The sequence below is a fragment of the Pseudomonas paraglycinae genome (genome assembly GCF_021601625.1).
Taxonomy (GTDB): Bacteria; Pseudomonadota; Gammaproteobacteria; order Pseudomonadales; family Pseudomonadaceae; genus Aquipseudomonas; species Aquipseudomonas paraglycinae.
Genome location: NZ_BQHR01000014.1, coordinates 121,088 through 140,416, shown reverse-complemented (window position 1 = coordinate 140,416; position 19,329 = coordinate 121,088). Strand labels below are relative to the sequence as shown.

Genomic DNA, 19,329 nt, shown 5'->3' with positions numbered 1-19,329 from the left:
AGCGCTCAACCACGGCTCAGGAAGACATCGGCCAGCAGTTGATTGCGCGGCAGTCCGGCCAGGAACAGACGCTTGGCAAACGCGTCGACGCTGGCAGTCGAGCCGCAGACTAAGGCCAGGGTTTGTCGGGAAACAAGGCGCAGTTGCGCCAAAGCGCCCGGCAACTCGGCCGCCGTCCACCCTTCGACGCTGAGGTTTTCCCGCTGCGCAGCCAGTGCTTCAAGGGGTTTGGCCAGGTAATGCCCGTCGGCATCATGGGCCAGATGAATGACGCGGATGGCGCCCCGATGATCGTGACGCAAGGCTTCGCGCAAGACACCGAACAACGGGCCGAGGCCGGTGCCGGCGGCAAGCAGCCACAGCGGCCGGTCATGCCAGTCCGGGTCGTAATGCAACGCACCGCCGCGCAGTTCGCCGAGGCGGATCGGGTCGCCGATCTGTAGGCGGCGCGCGGCATCGCTGAATTCGCCGGGCTGGCGGCAATCGAGGTGGAACTCGAGAAAGCGGTCTTCTTCCGGCAGGCTCGCCAGCGAATAAGGACGCGCAATGTGGCCGGCCCATAGCACCAGATGCTGGCCGGCGCTGTAGCGCAACGGCCGCTGGGGTGTCAGGCGCAATCGCAGCACGCTGTCGCCGAGCCAGTCCAGCGCTTCGACCGTGGCCGAGCGACCATCGGTGACGGGGTCGAAAGTATGCACCTGCAAGTCTTCGATCACCTGGCACTGACAGGCCAGCCGCCAGCCCTGATCACGCTGCTCGGCGCTCAAGGCATCGGGGCGACTGTCGGCGGGCAAGCCCTGCACGCATTGCACCAGACACGCATGGCAACTGCCGGCGCGACAGCTGTAAGGCACCGCCACACCGTTCTGAAGGAGGGCATCGAGCAGGTTGCTGCCCGCTGCCACCGACCACTGTCGTTCACCGACCCGCAGTTCAGGCATCGACGTTCTCCCACGCGGCTGCGCAACGGTTGCGCCCGTCACGCTTGGCCCGGTAGAGCGCCTGATCGGCACGCTGCAAGGCATCGTCCAGATCATCGCCCAGTTCCAGCAGGGTCATGCCGGCGGACAGGCTCAGGTTTTTCACATTCAGGCCCACCAGTTCAACGTCGGTGAAGGCGATGCGCAGCCGTTCGCAACAGGCGGTCAGGCGCTCGGCGTTGCAATCGGGCAGCAGCACCACGAATTCTTCACCACCATAACGCGCCAGCACATCGCCGTCGCGCAGACAGGCCCCGGCCACCCCGGCGAAGGCTTGCAACACCTGATCGCCGGCGGCATGGCCGTGAATATCGTTGATGCGCTTGAAGTGGTCGAGGTCGATCAGCGCCAGGCCATGCACCACGTCGGCCTCCATCGCATTCAGCTCGCGGGTGGCCAGGCGCAGGAAATGCCGGCGATTGAACAGCCCGGTCAATTCGTCGGTGGCCACCAGGTCTTCGAGCTGGCGCATCATCCCGCGCAGGGTGTCCTGATGCGCCTGCAAGGCGAACCGGCGCTGACGCATGCGTTGGCGCGACGTCTGGACGAAACGCGCGTAAATCACCAGCCACGCCAGCACGATCAGCAGAATGCACGCCTGCAACGCGGACAGCGCCGGATCGTGAAGACGCATGTGATAACCGTCCCACAGCGTGATGGCGCAGAAGCTGAAGAACACCAGCATCGCGCAGCGCACGAACGCCCGTTGTGAAAGATGGAACAGGCCGAACAGCAGGATCAGCACATAAAAGACCAGAAACTCGCCCCGAGCCTCCTCCAGATGTGCAATCAGCCACGTCTGCCAGCCGAGGCCAAGCAGCACTTGTGCTTCCGTCAGGCTCGGGTCGGAAAAACGCAGGTTGCAGCCAGAAAAGAATAGGGCAAATAGGGTCGCCTGACTGATTACCACCAGTGCGCTGCCGACGGCGACGCCGGCCAGTGAGTCATTGTAATGACCAGTGAAATACGCCAGCCACAGCAGCAGCAAAGCCAATCCATAGGTGGCTGCAGCGAGGGCGAAGCGTTTGAGCAAAAGACGTTGAATGGCGTTATGGGTCAATCGTTGACTCACCGTGCGATAAGAGGCTGACCGAGTGTCCTACTCTACAGACCGGCTGCCACTTTAGTGGCCCAGTCGATAAATGACCATTGATTTTCGGGCCGGGTATTTGGCGTCAAAAACCTGCAGCCATGCGACCAACGAATGACTCCCGGCAGATGTGCCCGCCACCGAGGCGCGGTATACTGCCGCGCCTTTTTAGCGTCGCGCCAGCAGCCCCGGCGTGCCTTGAAAGGTGTCTGCGACCGACCGATGCACCCAAGCCGCAGGCACCTTATTGAATGTTCCCGTCTTTTAGAGGAGCGCGACTCATGACCGTGATCAAGCAAGACGACCTGATTCAGAGCGTTGCCGACGCCCTGCAGTTCATTTCCTACTACCACCCCGTGGACTTCATCCAGGCGATGCACGAAGCCTACCTGCGCGAAGAATCGCCAGCGGCCCGTGACTCGATGGCGCAGATCCTGATCAACTCGCGCATGTGCGCCACCGGCCACCGGCCGATCTGCCAGGACACCGGCATCGTGACCGTGTTCGTGCGTGTGGGCATGGACGTGCGTTGGGATGGCGCGACCATGAGCCTGGACGACATGATCAACGAAGGCGTGCGCCGCGCCTACAACCTGCCGGAAAACGTCCTGCGTGCTTCGATCCTGGCCGACCCGGCCGGTGCGCGTAAGAACACCAAGGACAACACCCCGGCGGTCATCCACTACTCCATCGTTCCGGGTAACACCGTGGAAGTGGACGTAGCGGCCAAGGGCGGCGGTTCCGAGAACAAGTCGAAAATGGCCATGCTCAACCCGTCCGACTCGATCGTTGACTGGGTACTGAAGACCGTTCCGACCATGGGCGCCGGCTGGTGCCCACCGGGCATGCTGGGCATCGGCATCGGCGGCACTGCCGAGAAAGCCGCGGTGATGGCCAAGGAAGTGTTGATGGAGTCCATCGACATTCACGAGCTCAAGGCCCGTGGCCCGCAGAACCGCATCGAAGAAATGCGTCTGGAGCTGTTCGAGAAGGTCAACCAACTGGGCATCGGCGCCCAGGGCCTCGGTGGCCTGACCACCGTGCTCGACGTGAAGATCATGGATTACCCGACCCACGCCGCCTCTTTGCCGGTGTGCATGATCCCGAACTGCGCCGCCACCCGTCACGCGCACTTCGTGCTCGACGGTTCCGGCCCTGCTTCGCTGGAAGCGCCACCGCTGGACGCCTACCCGGAAATCGTCTGGGAAGCCGGCCCGTCGGCCCGTCGCGTCAACCTCGACACCCTGACCCCGGAAGACGTGCAGAGCTGGAAGCCGGGCGAAACCGTCCTGCTCAACGGCAAGATGCTCACCGGTCGCGACGCCGCGCACAAGCGCATGGTCGAGATGCTGAACAAGGGCGAAACCCTGCCGGTGGACCTCAAAGGTCGCTTCATCTACTACGTCGGCCCGGTTGATCCGGTCGGTGACGAAGTGGTTGGTCCCGCTGGCCCGACCACCGCCACGCGGATGGACAAGTTCACCCGTCAGATCCTCGAGCAGACCGGCCTGTTGGGCATGATCGGCAAGTCCGAGCGTGGCCCGACCGCCATCGACGCGATCAAGGACAACAAGGCCGTGTACCTGATGGCCGTCGGCGGTGCCGCTTACCTGGTGGCGCAAGCGATCAAGAAGTCCAAGGTCCTGGCGTTCGCCGAGCTGGGCATGGAAGCGATCTACGAGTTCGAGGTCAAGGACATGCCGGTCACCGTCGCGGTGGACAGCAAAGGTGAATCGGTACACATCACCGGTCCTGCGATCTGGCAACAGAAGATCAGCGAAAGCCTGGCGGTTGAAGTGCAGTAAGCGCTTCATCCGTCAGTGAAAAGGCCGGGCGGTCAGCAATGACCGCCCGGCCTTTTTTTCGCCTGCCATAAAGTGCAGACAAAGACACCTGTCAGATCTGACAGGTGTCGAAGGAAAAATGCTCTGTTAGCGTGCAATCTCGGCATTCACTGGTTGCGTTGCTATGGTTCCTGATGCAGATGCGCTCGTCACCCCGCCCTCCATTGCCAAAACTGCGTCCATTGCCACCAATGGACGCAGTTGGGGGGAGATCGGTGCGACCGGGCAACGGTCTTACTCATTGACGTTGCCGATCATCGCTGCGCGCTCGCTCAATCCTGACCTGCAACTGGTCTATGACGGCAACGCGGGTAACGGCAAGTGCGGCCTCGGCTGGGACTTGCCGCTGCCAGTCATCTCCCGCAAGACCAGCAAGGGCGTACCGAAATACGCACCCGACGACGTCATGCAGGCGGACGGCACCGAACTGCGACCCGAACTGACAACCCGCGGCAAGATCAAGGCAACCCGGCGCACCCGTGGCAAGGGCAAGAACGCCCGCAAGTTTTCCGTGGTGCGCTACATCCCTCGCCTGGAAAGTACGTTCGACCGCTACGAACGCTGGACCTCTGCCGACGGCAATACCTTCTGGATCGTGTTCCGCGCTGACGGCTCGCAAGATTGCTATGGCAATAACCCGGGCTCACGCATCTACGACCCGGCAGACCCAGGCAATATCGCCACGTGGTTGCTGGTGGAAACCCGGAACGCGGTGGGAGAAAACATCTTTTACGAATACAAGGCCGATGACAAAGTCGCCGACGCTCGTTTTGATTACCAGGCCCAACGTTATTTGCGTCAGGTCTGTTACTGCAACAAGAGCGCCAGCACTGATCTGTATTGCCTTGGTAATGAGCAGCCAGAACTGCTGGACTGGCTGTTCCGGCTGGTCGTCGACTACGGCGAACGCGTCGCTGGCTATGACGACATCCCACCGTACACGGCCGCCAACGAAAACGCCTGGACGGTGCGCTCCGATCCGTTTCGCATGCATCGTTTCGGCTTCGAGGTCGGCACCCGGCGCCTGTGTCGGCAGTTTCTGCTGTTCAACCACACCGGCCCCGCTCCGGCCCTGGTCAATCGCCTGTTACTGGAACACGAAACCACGCCGCAGCAATACAACCAGCTGAAAGCCGCGCATCACATGAGTTATGACGCCGCCGGCCAGGTCAAACACACGCCTCCGATCGAGTATTTCAATCAGGCTCTTGTGCTCAACACACTGCCCCAAGCCTTCCTTGCACTTGATCGCATGCCCGGCCTCGACAACGGCCAGCCCTATCATTGCGTCGATCTCTATGGTGAAGGTTTGCCCGGTTTCCTTTGCCAGTACAACAACGCCTGGTACTACCGCGAACCCTTGCGCGGCACACCCGGGACGGACGAGATCAACTACGACCCATGGTCTTTGCTGCCATTGATCCCCAATGCCGACAGCAGTAAATCAGTGCTGCAGATCCTCACCGATCTTACCGGCAACGGACGTCTGGACTGGGTGGTCGCGCAGCTCGGTGGCAGCGGTTATTACACGCTCAACCCGGATCGAAACTGGTCATTGTTCAAACCTTTCAGCCAGTTCCCTGTGGAATTTTTCCATTATTCAGCGCGAATGGGCGACTTTAGCGGTGACGGGCTGGACTCGATGGCCCTCATCGGCCCGAACAGCGTGCGGGTGTATGCGAACCTGAGGGAAAAGGGCTTCGCTCCCGGCCAGGATGTACCCCATGCCCCGGACAGATTGCCGCTGTTCAGCGATGACAAAAGCGCACTGGTGACCTTCAGCAACATGGGCGCCAGTGGAATGGAGCTATGCCGGATTCGCCACGATGAAATCCGTTGCTGGATCAGCCTCGGCCATGGTCGGTTCGCAGAAGGTTTCAAGTTGAGCGACTTGCCGTTCAACTATGGCGAGTTCGATGCCGACCGGGTGCGTATCGCCGATCTGGACGGCTCCGGTGCCCCGGCCTTCATTTACCTGTCTTCGGATTATTTCGAAATCTGGCTCAACCAGGGCGGCAATGGCCTGGCCGCGACGCCGGTACGCGTCCCATGGCCCAGAGGCGTGCGCTATGACAACCTCTGCCAGGTGACCTTCGCCGATCTGCAAGGCATTGGCTGCGCCAGCCTGCTGCTGACCGTGCCACACATGAAACCGCGGCACTGGGTGTATCACTTTGTCAGTGAGCGGCCGTACCTGCTTACCGGCTGCAATAACAACATGGGCTACAGCGCCACCCTGAGTTATCGCAGCAGCGCACAGTTCTGGCTGGATGAAAAACGCCAGGAGCTGATCGCACGCAGGCGCCCGGTCTGCCATCTGCCGTTCCCGCAGATGGTGCTCGAATGGTTGCGTCAGGATGATGAAGTTACCGGTAATTACCTGATGCAGTTCCACGAGTATTTCGAGGGTTACTACGACGGGCTCGAGCGCGAATTTCGCGGCTTCGGCCGGGTCTGTCAGATCGACAGCGAACTGGAATCGGGCAAGGCCGAGAGCGGCCATACGGCGCCGATGCGGATGACGCACTGGTTTCATACCGGCAAAAGTATCGATCTGACTTTGAACAATATTGGCGACCTCGACGATGAGATACAGCCACTGTGCCCCACTGTCATTTCAGCCTACGACACAAAACTTCGCAAAGAGCGCATTCGCAAGCGCCGCAAGGCCGACGACCCCGAAATTGCCTACGCCCTGGCGGGTCGCCTGCTTCGCACCGAAGTCTGCCAGGCAGACGACCCTGCCCCTGCGCGCCTGTTCTTTCTGAACGAGTCCCGCTATCGGGTGCGGGTCGTCAACGAAAGCCCATCCAGCCTGCTGGTGCTGGAACTGGAAAGCCGCAGCCAACAATACGAACGTTTCATGGACGACCCTAACTGTCAGCACGTGGTCAATCTGGCGTGGAACGAATACGGCCAACTGACTCACAGCCTGACGGTTGCCTGCGCACGCCGTCGAACCGAAACAGACGAACCGCCCTTCGATCAAGAGGATCAGCGGCGCGCCTGGGTGGACAGTCACGATGAGCAACAGCGGCACTTCTATCTGGCGGAAACCCTTGCCGAGCACACGCACCTGATCACTGACGGCCACTGGCTGCTCAATCTGCCCTTGCGCAAGCGCGGCAATGCGCTGATGTTGCCCAAGGGGGCATTGCCGGGTGGATTGACTGCGGACGCAATCAGTTTCGAAAACGTCGTCCTACACAAAGACAGTGCGCAATGGACAGCGGCCCGCGAGCTGACCTCGCTCTCGCAACAAACCTATCTGGAGGCGGCCGGCGAGATTCTGTATCCGCCATTGGCGGGACCAACCGAGCAGGCGGTGTTCGACAAAAAAGCACTGGCAGCCTACGACGACGTCCCAATTGTCATTCGGGACGAGTTGGCAAAAATCGGCTACGCCCCGATGAAGCTGTTCTTCCCGGAAGACCCGGCACAGGATCTGCTGCAAAACCTGTGGTCGGCACGGAGCGGCTTCTTTACTTACGACAATGCCAACGGTTTTTATCACGTCACCGATGTGCAACCGACCGCCAGCCATGGCGCAACCCACATCACCCGGGACGCAGACCATCTGCTGACCATTGCCATAAGACCGCCGGACGGCTGCGTCACGACAGTGACCTACGACATGCACACACTGCTGCCGTGGAGTGTCACCGACCCCAACGAGAATATTCACGAAGTGCTGTACGAAGCGGGGGGGCATCCCATCGCGCACAGTTCTCATGGAACCGAAGGGGGCGTGCGCGCCGGTTTCGAACCTCTGTCCGTTTATCCACCTCAGTCTGATCTGAGCGTCGAGTTTGCCCTCGCCAATCCGAAAACCGTGCTGGCGTCCGCTGCCGGCGTGGTGCGCACCGATCTGTTCAGCTGGATGCCATTGCTCCCAATCAAAACGGCGCGGCTCAAAAGAAAGCAATGGATCGCCAACGGCCTGATCCTGCCCGACGGGCACATACGCGCATCGGCCCTGCGCGGGTTGACCAGGCTGAAAAAACGCACTGCCAGCGAACAGACCCTGCTCAATATCATCCAGACCGCCCTCAGGCAGCCGGTTCACAGCCTCAGCCTGGTTGCCGACCGCTACCACACCGACCCGTTGCAACAGATTCAGATGACCCTTCGCTACGTCGACGGATTCGGCCGGGAACTGCAAAACAAACAGCTAGTGCCGCCGGGCGATGCCTTTGTGGCCACGTCCGATAACGGCCTCGAGACCGGCGCCGACGGCAAGCCGATTGAAATGCCCGCCGCGCGTCGCTGGCGGGTCATGGGACGCATCGAATACAACCACAAGGGCGAACCGATTCGGACCTATCGCCCTTATTTCCTCAACACCCATCGCTGCATCAATGACAGCGCCATGCGTGAGCACGGCTATCACGACCAAATGTTCTACGACGCGTTGGGGCGTCCGGTCCGGACACTCAATGCCTTGGGCGATCTGGCGTTCGAGCTTCTGCATCCGTGGTTCAAACTCAGTTACGACTTCAACGATACCCACGAACCAGCGCCCGCCGGGCCGGCGAAGAAAACCACGCCGGCAAAACCTGCAAAACGGGTCAAGTCATGAACACCGGCGTGCACCATCTCACACCGAAGATGTCGGTAATCGGCCCCCGTGGCGAGGCTGTCAGGCACGTTGACTATCTGCGCACGGTGGCCGGCGGAGAGGTGCGAGCGCTCATCAACCGACTGCAATATGACGTGGCCGGCCACCTGGTTGCACAGCGAGATCCGCGCCTGTCCACACCCAATACAACAACGGTGCACAGACTCGATGGCATGGCGGTCAGAACCCACAACGTCGACGGCGGAGAACACACTGTCCTGCCGGGCCTCGGCAGCGAGCTACTGCAAAGCTGGGATGCAAACGACAATCACCGGGAGATGGGCTACGACCCGCAACTGCGGCTGCGGAGCGTCACGGAAAACGGGGTAACCGGCATCGAAAACTTCAAATACGACGACGCCCTGGCCGACCCGACGCACAACCTGCGCGGTCAGATGACGGCGCTAAGCGATCCATCGGGCACGTTACAAATCAACAGTTTCGCCATGAGCGGCCCGTCACTGGAAGAAACCCGCACCTTCAAGGACGGCAAGATCTGCACCAGCCGCCAGCGCTTCAGCGCCGTCGGTGCGCGGCTGCAAATCACCGACGCCGGCGGGCATGTACAGCAATCGACCTACGACATCGCCGGGCAGCTTATTCAAGTGCAGCTGCAACTCAGAGGACAAAATCTCCAGAATATTTTGAACGGCGCGACTTACAACGCTGCCGGCCAGATCACCGAGCAACGGCTCGGCAACGGCGTGACCAGCCACTGGCACTACCGGCAGGCCGACGGATGCCTGCTTCGCCAATATGCGCAAAAGGCATCAGAACCGGCGGTTCAGGATTTCGAGTATGAGTACGACGCAGCAGGAAACGTCATCCGGATTGTCGCTCCCACCTACAAAACGACGTTTTTCCGCAACCAGAGGGTCGACGGTGAACGTGCATTTGTCTATGACTCGATGTACCGGCTGAAGCACGCCACTGGTTACAGCGACGCCCCGCCCGCAGACAACCCCGGGCGGCCGCAACCCACCGATCCCAATGACCGACTCAACTACGTCGAGTCTTTCGAATACGACGATGGCAACAACCTGAAGAAATTGACCCACGTTCGCGACGGCAACACCTACACCCGCGAGATGTTCATTGACCCTGCGAGCAATCGCGGTGTGCGCTGGAAAACGGGGGACCCGGTCCCTGATTTCGGCGCTCTGTTCGACCCTGCCGGCAATCTCAGGCATCTGCAGGCCGACCAGCCGCTCGACTGGAACAGCCGCAACCAACTGCAATCGCTGACCCTCGTCGAACATGACAGCGGGCCATCGGATCAGGAGCTGTACCAATACAGCCAGGGCACCAGGGTCTACAAACGTCACGAAACCCACACCAGCAAAGTCAGCCACGTGGATGAAGTGCATTACGTGGGAAGTCTGGAAATCCGCACCAAAAGCAGCGGTGAGGAATTGCACCGGATCACTGTCGCAACCGGTATCGGTGAGGTGACTTGCCTGCACTGGGTAGCCGGAAAGCCGCCGGGCATCGATGTTGATCAGGTGCGTTATTCCCATTCCGACCACCTGGGATCGAGCGTGACGGAGATTGATCAACGGGCGCAGATAATCAGCCGCGAAAGCTACTACGCCTTCGGCGGCACCGCGTCGATGGCGGCCCGCTCGCAGATCGAAGCGGACTACAAGTTCATCCGCTACTCAGGCGAGGAAGCGGACGCCACCGGGCTTTATTACTACGGCGCGCGGTATTACGCGCCGTGGTTGTGTCGCTGGGTCAGCAGCGACCCGGCCGGGGATGAGGACGGGCTGAACCGGTACGCATTTGTCGGGAACAACCCGATGACATACGTCGACACTAACGGGCAGACCAGGACACCTGCAGAGCTGAAAAGGCAGGCTGACTACTCGATGAACTTCCTGAGTGCAGCCAACAGGCAAATGGACGTTCTCGAACGACAGATTGACAACCTTTCGAGTCGGAGTCGGTTCCGTACCGTCACCACTGCAAAATTTGTCGTACAAGTCTCGAAGGTTCTTGCCAGTTGGTTCTCCACAAACGATCTCTTCAGTGCGGTGGAAACATTCGCCGGAGGAGATCCTTATTCATCAATGGTGGGTGAACTCAAGGGGCTGACCATCGGCAACTTCACCGCTGATCGTTCCGCTGAACTGGTCGATATGGCCCTTTCAAACTTTCAGGACGTTTCCAACCCTCTGATACCCCGCAAAGCCGATATATCGGCTGAATCAATCTCGCAACAGGCGAGGGGTGTGGAAAGTGGCCCCCTCGATGCTTTCATGCACATCAGATCTTTTGAGCCAAAGGACGCCATCGAAGCCTCGGTCAATGCCATCTCCGCCACCGGGGGATCACAACTCTACGGCGTCGGAGAATTAATAGAACTCGCGAAAGTGGCAGAACAGGGAAGCAGGGCCGAAGAAGGCATGTTTTCACAAGAGATCGACGCGCATCTGAATGCGCTCGACGCATTGCGTGAGAAAGTTGTCAGAGTATCCAATGTCGGCCAAATAGCCTTCAGCGAGCTTGGGGTCAACGAGTTCTACAACTCGGATGTCGATCATCTACTCGATCTGGCGCAAGGGAGAGTCGGCACTCAACAAGCCAGATCAGTCAGACTCGAAAATCTGCACGCACTTACTGAAAAAGCCTTGTACGTTGTCGATGACAGAAAGCAAATGCTCAAGACCTATGGCAGGCGGACCGCGCACAAACAGAAGAACAACTAACAACCGACAGGTGATCAAACCGGGCACGCAAAGGTGAAAATCTGGTCAAGTGGCAATGATGGACACCCAGGGTCATCGGGGGAAAATCACTGACATGCTCCGCGGTCTGGCAAACACGCTTCGACACCACCGGGCCAGACAGAGGGCAGCCCGTGAACACACGGATTTTATAGTGTGATAACACTGCCAGCACCCGGCGACATGCTATCGTGCCCGCCCGTCCTGCCATCCGTTTGCCCCAGCATGCTGCCGACTTCCCGTACCCTGCGTCTGTCGTTGTATACCCTGCTGATCATCGCCGGTGCCGCCCTTGCTGCAACGCTTGCGATCCGCCACGCCGAGCGCCAGGCGCTGGAAGAAGACGCCGCGCGGGCCAATCAACAGCTGGCGCTGTACGCCAACTCGCTGCATACCCTGATCGACCGCTATCGCGCCCTTCCAGCCGTGCTGGCGCTGGACCCGCAATTGCGTGCGGCGCTGGCCGGCCCGGTCGACGCCGAACAGCAAGCGGCGCTCAACCTGAAACTGGAAAAGATCAACGGCGCGGCGCAGTCCTCGACGCTGGAACTGCTCGACCACACGGGCCTTGCGGTGGCAGCCAGCAACTGGCGTCTGCCCAGCAGTTACGTCGGTCACAACTACGGCTTTCGCCCCTATTTCAGTCAGACCCGTACCCAGGGCACCGGGCGTTTCTACGCGGTTGGCGTGACCAGCGGGATTCCCGGTTACTTCCTGTCCAGCGCGGTGCTCGGCGACAACGGCGAGTTCCTCGGGGCGATGGTGGTCAAGCTCGAATTCCCCGAACTCGAACGCGAATGGAGCCAGGGCAGCGACACCCTGCTGGTCAGCGATGCGCGCGGGATCATCTTCATCGCCAACCAGCCCGGCTGGCGCTATCGCCTGCTGCACCCGCTGAGCCCGGCCGATTACCGCGAGATCAAGGCCACCCGCCAATACGACAAACAGTCGCTGGTGCCGCTGACGCATCTGGCGCTGCGCAGCTTCGATGACAACAGTGATCTGCGCCGCGTCGAAGGCCCGCAAGGCACGGCGGATTACCTGTGGGAATCGCTGCCGTTGAGCGCCGAAGGCTGGACCCTGCATCTGCTGCGCCGCCCGCAAATATCTTTCGAGGATCAGCGCAATGCCGGGCTCGCCGCCGCCGGAGTATGGCTGGCGCTGGTGTTCCTGCTGCTGTTCCTCAATCAGCGCTGGCGCCTGGCGAAGATGCGCCAGCGTAGCCGCGAAGAGCTTGAGCAACTGGTCGAGGAACGCACCCGGGATTTGCGCACCGCCCAGGACGGTCTGGTGCAGTCGGCAAAACTGGCGGCACTGGGGCAGATGTCCGCCGCGCTGGCCCACGAAATCAATCAGCCGTTGACCGCCCAGCGCATGCAACTGGCGACCCTGCGTCTGCTGCTAGATCATGGCCGGGTCGATGACGCCTACAAGGCGCTCAAACCGGTGGATGACATGCTCACGCGCATGGCCGCCCTCACCGGCCACCTGAAAACCTTCGCCCGCAAGAGCCCCAGCGGTTTGCGCGAACGGCTGGATCTGGCGACGGTGGTCGATCAGGCCCTGCAATTGCTCGATACGCGTCTGCGCGATGAACAGGTCAGTCTGGTGCTGCACCTGACCCGTCCGGCCTGGGTGCGTGGCGATGCGATCCGTCTGGAGCAGGTGCTGATCAACCTGCTGCGCAATGCCCTCGATGCCATGCAGGGCAAACCCTGCAAGCGTCTGGAAATCCGCCTGGAAGCCGACGAGCAACTGTGGCGCCTGAGCGTCATCGACAACGGCGGCGGCATCGCCGAAGAACATCTGGGTCAGGTGTTCGATCCGTTCTTCACCACCAAACCGGTGGGTGACGGGCTGGGTCTGGGGCTGGCGGTTTCCTTTGCCATCGTCCATGAATCCGGCGGGCGTCTGTGCGCCGAGAATGGCGATAATGGCGCAGTGTTCAGCCTGACCTTGCCGATCGATCTGGAGGCGCACATCTGATGCTCAACTCGGTGATGGTGGTCGATGACGAAAGCAGTATTCGCAGTGCCGTCGAACAGTGGCTGAGCCTGTCCGGGTTCGAGGTGCAGCTGTTCAGCCGCGCCGAGGAATGCCTGGCGGCGCTGCCCGCGCATTATGCCGGGGTGATTGTCAGCGACGTGCGCATGCCCGGGCTCAGCGGTCTTGAACTGCTGGCCGAAGTGCAGCGCCGGGATGCCGACCTGCCGGTGATTCTGCTGACCGGCCACGGCGACGTACCGATGGCGGTCGAAGCGATGCGCGACGGCGCCTACGACTTTCTGGAAAAACCGTTCAGCCCCGAGACCCTGCTCGGCAGCCTGCGCCGGGCGCTGGACAAGCGTCGCTTGGTGCTGGAAAACCGCGCCCTGCACGAACAGGCCGACAACCGCGCCAGGCTGGATGCGACGTTGCTCGGTGTATCCCGCGGCTTGCAGACCTTGCGCCGACAGGTGCTGGATCTGGCAACGCTGCCGGTCAACGTGCTGATCCGTGGAGAAACCGGCAGCGGCAAGGAGCTGGTCGCCCGCTGCCTGCACGACTTCGGCCCGCGCGCCGACAAGCCGTTCGTGGCGCTGAACTGCGCGGCGATCCCCGAGCAGTTGTTCGAAGCCGAGTTGTTCGGGCATGAGAGCGGCGCGTTCACCGGAGCCTCCGGCAAGCGCATCGGCAAGCTGGAATACGCCGATGGCGGCACGTTGTTTCTCGATGAAATCGAAAGCATGCCGCTGGCCCAGCAAGTGAAACTGCTACGGGTGTTGCAAGAGCAGAAGCTGGAGCGGCTGGGGTCGAACCAGAGCATTCGGGTGGACTTGCGGATCGTCGCGGCGACCAAACCCGATTTGCTGGATGAAGCGCGGGCCGGGCGTTTTCGTGAAGACCTGGCGTATCGGCTGAACGTCGCCGAGCTGCGACTGCCGCCGTTGCGTGATCGTCGGGAAGACATTCCGTTGTTGTTCGAATCCTTCGCCCAGAGCGCCGCCCAGCGCTTGGGCCGCACGTTCCCGCCGCTCAGTGGCGCGCAGTTGAGTCACCTGCTGAGTCATGACTGGCCGGGTAATGTGCGGGAGCTGGCGAACGTCGCCGAGCGGCAGGTGCTGGGGCTGGATGAACCGGTGCAGGGGATTGATCCGGGGCAGTCGCTGGCGGCGCAGCAGGAAGCGTTTGAGGCGCAGTGTTTGCGGGCTGCTTTGACCCGGCACAAGGGGGATGTGAAAGCCGTGCTTGAAGAACTGCAACTGCCGCGTCGTACGTTTAATGAAAAGATGCAGCGGCATGGGTTGAGTCGGGAAATGTTTTTGGTTGATTGAGTTCGGCTGGATATTTTTCGCGTGGCTGAAATCCATCCCCCTCACCCCAGCCCTCTCCCCCAGGGGGGCGAGGGGGAAAGGGAGCCGATTTGCGCTGGTTTTCAAACCTGAGTTCGACTCGATATCTCAGGTCGGTGCACCTCGAATAATCTACTCCGTCAGTCCCCTCTCCCTCCGGGCGGTCCGACGTTTCGGGAGGGCTAGGGTGAGGGGGCTTTTGATTCAAGCCCCCATAAGCGGAAATCCGCTCATTCATTCCGGATCATCGGCAAAATCCCGCTCAACTCATCTCCCCAGCCCCTCTAAACCGGCCCTCCCTCCGTTGGCACAGCTCCTGCTACAGCCCTCGCAGGCTGCGTTTCAACGCGCTCCACAAAAACAATTAAACGAAGGATCCTTCAATGGATAACTCCAACGCCCTGCCTCTTGGGTCGGCTGCCGTGCCGGCTAAAGAACGAACCACCGCCAGTCGCATCAAGTCGATCTTCAGCGGTTCCGTCGGCAACATGGTCGAGTGGTACGACTGGTACGTCTATGCCGCCTTCTCGCTGTACTTCGCCAAAGCCTTCTTCCCCAAAGGCGACACCACCGCCCAACTGCTCAACACCGCCGCGATCTTCGCCGTGGGCTTCCTGATGCGCCCGATCGGTGGCTGGCTGATGGGCCTGTACGCCGACAAGGTCGGACGTAAAAAAGCCCTGATGGCCTCGGTTTACCTGATGTGCTTCGGCTCGCTGATCATCGCCCTGAGCCCGGGTTATGAAACCATCGGTGTCGGCGCGCCGATCCTGCTGGTGTTCGCCCGCCTGCTGCAAGGCTTGTCGGTCGGTGGCGAATACGGCACCTCGGCGACTTACCTGTCGGAGATGGCGACCAAGGATCGTCGCGGCTTCTTCTCCAGCTTCCAGTACGTGACTTTGATTTCCGGCCAGCTCATCGCGCTGGGCGTACTGATCGTGCTGCAACAGTTCCTGACCACCGAAGAGCTGTACGCGTGGGGCTGGCGTATTCCGTTCGCCATCGGCGCGCTGTGCGCAATCGTGGCGCTGTACCTGCGTCGTGGCATGGAAGAAACCGAGTCGTTCACCAAGAAAGAGAAGTCCAAGGAAAGCGCGATGCGCACCTTGCTTCGTCATCCAAAGGAACTGCTCACCGTGGTCGGCCTGACCATGGGCGGTACGCTGGCGTTCTACACCTACACCACCTACATGCAGAAATACCTGGTGAACACCGTCGGCATGAGCATCTCCGACTCCACCACCATTTCTGCCGCCACGCTGTTCCTGTTCATGTGCCTGCAACCGATCATCGGCGGCCTGTCCGATAAAATCGGTCGTCGTCCGATCCTGATCGCCTTCGGCGTGCTCGGTACGATCTTCACCGTGCCGATCCTGATGACCCTGCACACCATCCAGACCTGGTGGGGCGCGTTCTTCCTGATCATGGCGGCGCTGATCATCGTCAGCGGCTACACCTCGATCAACGCCGTGGTGAAGGCCGAGCTGTTCCCGACCGAAATCCGCGCCCTGGGCGTCGGCCTGCCGTACGCACTGACCGTGTCGATCTTCGGCGGCACAGCCGAATACATCGCACTGTGGTTCAAGAGCATCGGCATGGAAACCGGTTACTACTGGTACGTGACCGCGTGCATCGCGGTGTCCCTGCTGGTGTACATCACCATGAAAGACACGCAGAAACACTCGCACATCGTCACTGACTGACCGCAAAAAAACGCGCGAAGGTGCAAGACCTTCGCGCGTTTCTTTTCTGTCCGATTTCCCGATCAGGACAATTCGGCAACGCCCTGTTTGCTGCCATAGCGCTTCTGCGCATACGACGCACCCACGATCATCACCAGCAAAATCCCCGCCAGTACCGCCGACGAACCGATAGTGCCGAAATCCAGTCCGCCCTTCTCATGGGACTTGGTCATCAAGTCACCCAGGGTTGCGCCAAACGGCCGGGTCAGCACGAACGCCACCCAGAACAGCGCCACCGGCGAAATCTTCGTGAAGTACTTGAGCAGCACGACCACACCAATCGCCGAGCCGATCAACAGCGCGCCACCGGCAAAGCCCAGGCCGGAGTCGTCCGCCAGGTAATCGCCGAGTGCGGTGCCCAGGGTGTTGGAGAACAGAATCGCCATCCAGTAGAACATCTCGCCGCGAAAGCTCTGCACCTTGGTGACGTTGAGCGAGTCGCCGCTCAGGCGCCAAGCCGCGAAGATCGCCAGCAGGATCGCGATCAGGATCATGGAACCGGTGGCGTAACCCAGTTCCAGCGTGCGGTCCATGAAGTCGGACATGGTGGTGCCGGCGGTGCTGGTCGACAGGATCACGATCCAGTACAGCAACGGCTTGTAAGTCTTGGACATCAACTGCGCGACCAGCGTCAGGACAAACACGCTGATCAGGATCAGCGAGCTGATGGCGTAGCCGACGTTAAGGGTCATCGACAACAAATCCCCCGCGGTTTCCCCCAGGGTCGTCGCGCAGATTTTCATGACCCAGAAGGCCAGGGTGATTTGAGGCAGTTTGTTCATCGCGGGCAACGCTCCAGTGTGTGACGGCCGGTTTTTGGCTTTATGGCCGTGGCAGACTGGCGTTGCGCGGGTGAAAAACCGGTCGGGAATCCATGAAAAATCTGTCACACACGCAAAAAACGGTGATTAATCACCGGTTAATGCCTCTGCCGCATCCTGCACCTACCTGATCGATTAACTGCGCGACGCTCGCTCCGACGACGAAAGCGAATTGAATGTGTCGCCCTTAATATCAATTTAATCGATTGTTTCTAGCATTATTTTGCGCTTTTTAATCAATTTAGTTGGCGTAGCATGAACCCCATGCGAAACACATCGCCAACGAATTTCGAATCTGGAGAACGACCATGAAAACCAAACTGATCCTCGCCCTGACCCTGTCCGTACTGGCCGCCAACACTTTCGCCGCCGACGGTTCGGACAAAACCAAATCCGCCGACTTCATTTCCGGCGCCAGCGCTGCCATCGAAACCAGCCACACCGGCGCCTACGCTGCCGATGGTTTCGATAAAACCAACGTTGGCAAAGCCGTTGCTGCTGATGGTTTCGATAAAACCGGCACTGCCAACGCCATCGCTGCAGACGGTTTCGATAAAACAGGCACCGCAAACGCCATCGCCGCCGACGGCTTTGATAAAACCGGTACCGCCGCTGCCATCAGCTGATTGCCAGAATGCAGACACCAAAGCCCGGCCATTGCCGGGCTTGTTCATTTCCAAAGGTCGGTATTTGATCTTCGCGGATCGGACTTGCACTATTGGTCGCTTATAGAAGCCTTCAGGATCACCCCGCCATGCCCGATGACATCCATTTCTACGAACCGGCCAACGGCCACGGCCTGCCCCACGATCCGTTCAACGCCATCGTCGGCCCGCGTCCCATCGGCTGGATTTCTTCGCAGGATGCCGAGGGCCGGCTGAACCTGGCGCCCTACAGCTTTTTCAACGCGTTCAACTACATTCCGCCGATCATCGGGTTCTCCAGCGTCGGTCGCAAAGACAGCCTGAACAACATCGAGCAGACCGGCGAATTCGTCTGGAACCTCGCCACCCGACCGCTGGCCGAGCAGATGAACCAGAGCTGCGCGATGGTCGGGCCGCAGGTCAACGAGTTCGAACTCGCAGGGCTGACGCCGGTGGCGTCGAAGGTGATTGCCGTGCCGCGCGTGGCCGAAAGCCCGGTGTCCTTCGAGTGCAAGGTCACCCAGATCATTCAGTTGCAACGCGCCGACGGCGAGACCGTGCCGAGCTGGCTGGTGCTCGGCGAAGTGGTCGCCGTGCATATCGCCAAGTGGCTGTTGAAGGACGGGATCTACGACACGGCCGCCGCCGAACCGATACTGCGGGGCGGCGGGCCGGCGGACTATTTCCAGCTGGGGCCGGAGGCGTTGTTCAAGATGTGGCGCCCGGGGGCAACGAAGTAAGCGCTTACCAGATCAGCTCGGCGTCGTCGGTGACGCCCTTGAGCTTGTCCAGTTCGTTGATCGCGGCTTCATCGGCCGCAATGGCGCCGGGGAAAACCTGATCGTTCAGCAGTTTGTGAAAGCGCGGTGCGCCGCCGTCGACCAGGGCCTTGACGGCGATTGCCGCGTGATAACCCTTGTTGCCGCCCAACTCGACGGGGACTACAGCGGAAACCGCTTCGAAGTGTTCGAACTCTTTACGTGCCATATCGCAGGTCCTGGCTCAATCGGATAAGCCCGACATTAAACATTCAACCGGCGAGTTTGTGTATCGGCGCAGTGCATTGCCCTACGGCCTGTGCGGCCGAGACTTCCTTGAAGGTGTGGAAATCCAGGCTGTTGACCACCAGCTCCTGCACCAGCTCGGCAAAGATTTCCATCGACGGGCTGCTGAAATACGCGGTCATCGATTGCTGGTTGTTCCAGAAGCCGGAGACCAGCCACAAATCCGGATCGCACTGCGAATGCTGCAAGGCAAAGCTCAGGCAACCGGGGGCGGCGCGGGACGGTTCGATCAGGGCGCTCAGGCGCATGCCGAGTTCCGCCGAGCGTCCGGCGCGCGCTCGAACGAAGGCCATATGACTGACGGGAATCTGCTTGGACATGTTCAACCCTCCCAGGGAGTCGCGTGGCAGCCGGGGACGGGCTGCGACAGGATTCAAGGTTAAGGGCCGCCTCCCGTTCGCCGTTAGTCGATTCCTGCCGTCGCGTTGCACAATCCTGCGAGACTGTCGTGCAGACCTGTAACAAGTC

13 protein-coding genes are annotated in these 19,329 nt (G+C 60.5%); 8 read left to right on the top strand and 5 right to left on the bottom strand.

Annotated elements, in window-relative coordinates:
* Positions 1–5: 5 nt before the first annotated feature.
* Both L6D82_RS21015 and L6D82_RS21010 read right to left on the bottom strand, forming a co-directional pair.
* Complete coding sequence (locus L6D82_RS21015; protein WP_102717246.1) at positions 6–941, bottom strand: iron-sulfur-binding ferredoxin reductase; 936 nt, start codon at positions 939–941, stop codon at positions 6–8.
* Positions 934–2,040, bottom strand: coding sequence for a GGDEF domain-containing protein (locus tag L6D82_RS21010; protein WP_085745233.1), 1,107 nt, complete (start codon positions 2,038–2,040; stop codon positions 934–936). Before L6D82_RS21010 ends, L6D82_RS21015 begins: the two co-directional genes overlap by 8 nt.
* A 311-nt stretch (positions 2,041–2,351) precedes the next feature.
* Between L6D82_RS21010 and L6D82_RS21005 the strand changes: the two genes are divergently transcribed.
* The 6 genes from L6D82_RS21005 to L6D82_RS20980 all read left to right on the top strand — a co-directional run bounded on the left by L6D82_RS21005 (position 2,352) and on the right by L6D82_RS20980 (position 16,293).
* Positions 2,352–3,875 carry a fumarate hydratase gene (locus L6D82_RS21005; protein WP_007960181.1) on the top strand — a complete coding sequence of 508 codons (1,524 nt, stop codon included), beginning with the start codon at positions 2,352–2,354 and terminating at the stop codon, positions 3,873–3,875.
* A 163-nt stretch (positions 3,876–4,038) separates the two neighbouring features.
* Complete coding sequence (locus tag L6D82_RS21000; protein ID WP_236191436.1) at positions 4,039–8,493, top strand: SpvB/TcaC N-terminal domain-containing protein; 4,455 nt, start codon at positions 4,039–4,041, stop codon at positions 8,491–8,493.
* Positions 8,490–11,240 carry an RHS repeat-associated core domain-containing protein gene (locus L6D82_RS20995; protein WP_236191435.1) on the top strand — a complete coding sequence of 917 codons (2,751 nt, stop codon included), beginning with the start codon at positions 8,490–8,492 and terminating at the stop codon, positions 11,238–11,240. The genes L6D82_RS21000 and L6D82_RS20995 overlap by 4 nt, the downstream gene beginning before the upstream one ends.
* 243 nt (positions 11,241–11,483) lie before the next feature.
* Positions 11,484–13,244, top strand: a complete 1,761-nt coding sequence (locus L6D82_RS20990) for a sensor histidine kinase (protein ID WP_236191433.1) — start codon at positions 11,484–11,486, stop codon at positions 13,242–13,244.
* Positions 13,244–14,572 carry a sigma-54-dependent transcriptional regulator gene (locus tag L6D82_RS20985; protein ID WP_236191431.1) on the top strand — a complete coding sequence of 443 codons (1,329 nt, stop codon included), beginning with the start codon at positions 13,244–13,246 and terminating at the stop codon, positions 14,570–14,572. Before L6D82_RS20990 ends, L6D82_RS20985 begins: the two co-directional genes overlap by 1 nt.
* A 401-nt stretch (positions 14,573–14,973) precedes the next feature.
* Positions 14,974–16,293, top strand: coding sequence for an MFS transporter (locus tag L6D82_RS20980; protein WP_236191429.1), 1,320 nt, complete (start codon positions 14,974–14,976; stop codon positions 16,291–16,293).
* A 62-nt stretch (positions 16,294–16,355) separates the two neighbouring features.
* Here L6D82_RS20980 and L6D82_RS20975 read toward each other — a convergent pair whose 3' ends face one another.
* On the bottom strand, positions 16,356–17,114 hold the full coding sequence (locus tag L6D82_RS20975; protein WP_236191428.1) for a COG4705 family protein: 759 nt from the start codon (positions 17,112–17,114) through the stop codon (positions 16,356–16,358).
* A gap of 347 nt (positions 17,115–17,461) precedes the next feature.
* Between L6D82_RS20975 and L6D82_RS20970 the strand changes: the two genes are divergently transcribed.
* Entirely contained in the window at positions 17,462–17,779 is a 318-nt protein-coding gene (locus tag L6D82_RS20970) for a hypothetical protein (protein ID WP_085606678.1), read from the top strand.
* Between the two features lie 128 nt (positions 17,780–17,907).
* Positions 17,908–18,537, top strand: coding sequence for a flavin reductase family protein (locus L6D82_RS20965; RefSeq protein WP_085606680.1), 630 nt, complete (start codon positions 17,908–17,910; stop codon positions 18,535–18,537).
* Between the two features lie 4 nt (positions 18,538–18,541).
* On the opposite strand, the gene L6D82_RS20960 is transcribed toward L6D82_RS20965, so the two are convergent.
* Positions 18,542–18,784 (bottom strand): hypothetical protein, encoded by a 243-nt coding sequence (locus tag L6D82_RS20960; protein ID WP_007960172.1) that lies wholly within the window; start codon positions 18,782–18,784, stop codon positions 18,542–18,544.
* A 43-nt stretch (positions 18,785–18,827) separates the two neighbouring features.
* Positions 18,828–19,181, bottom strand: a complete 354-nt coding sequence (locus L6D82_RS20955; RefSeq protein WP_236191426.1) for a putative quinol monooxygenase — start codon at positions 19,179–19,181, stop codon at positions 18,828–18,830.
* Positions 19,182–19,329 lie beyond the last annotated feature (148 nt).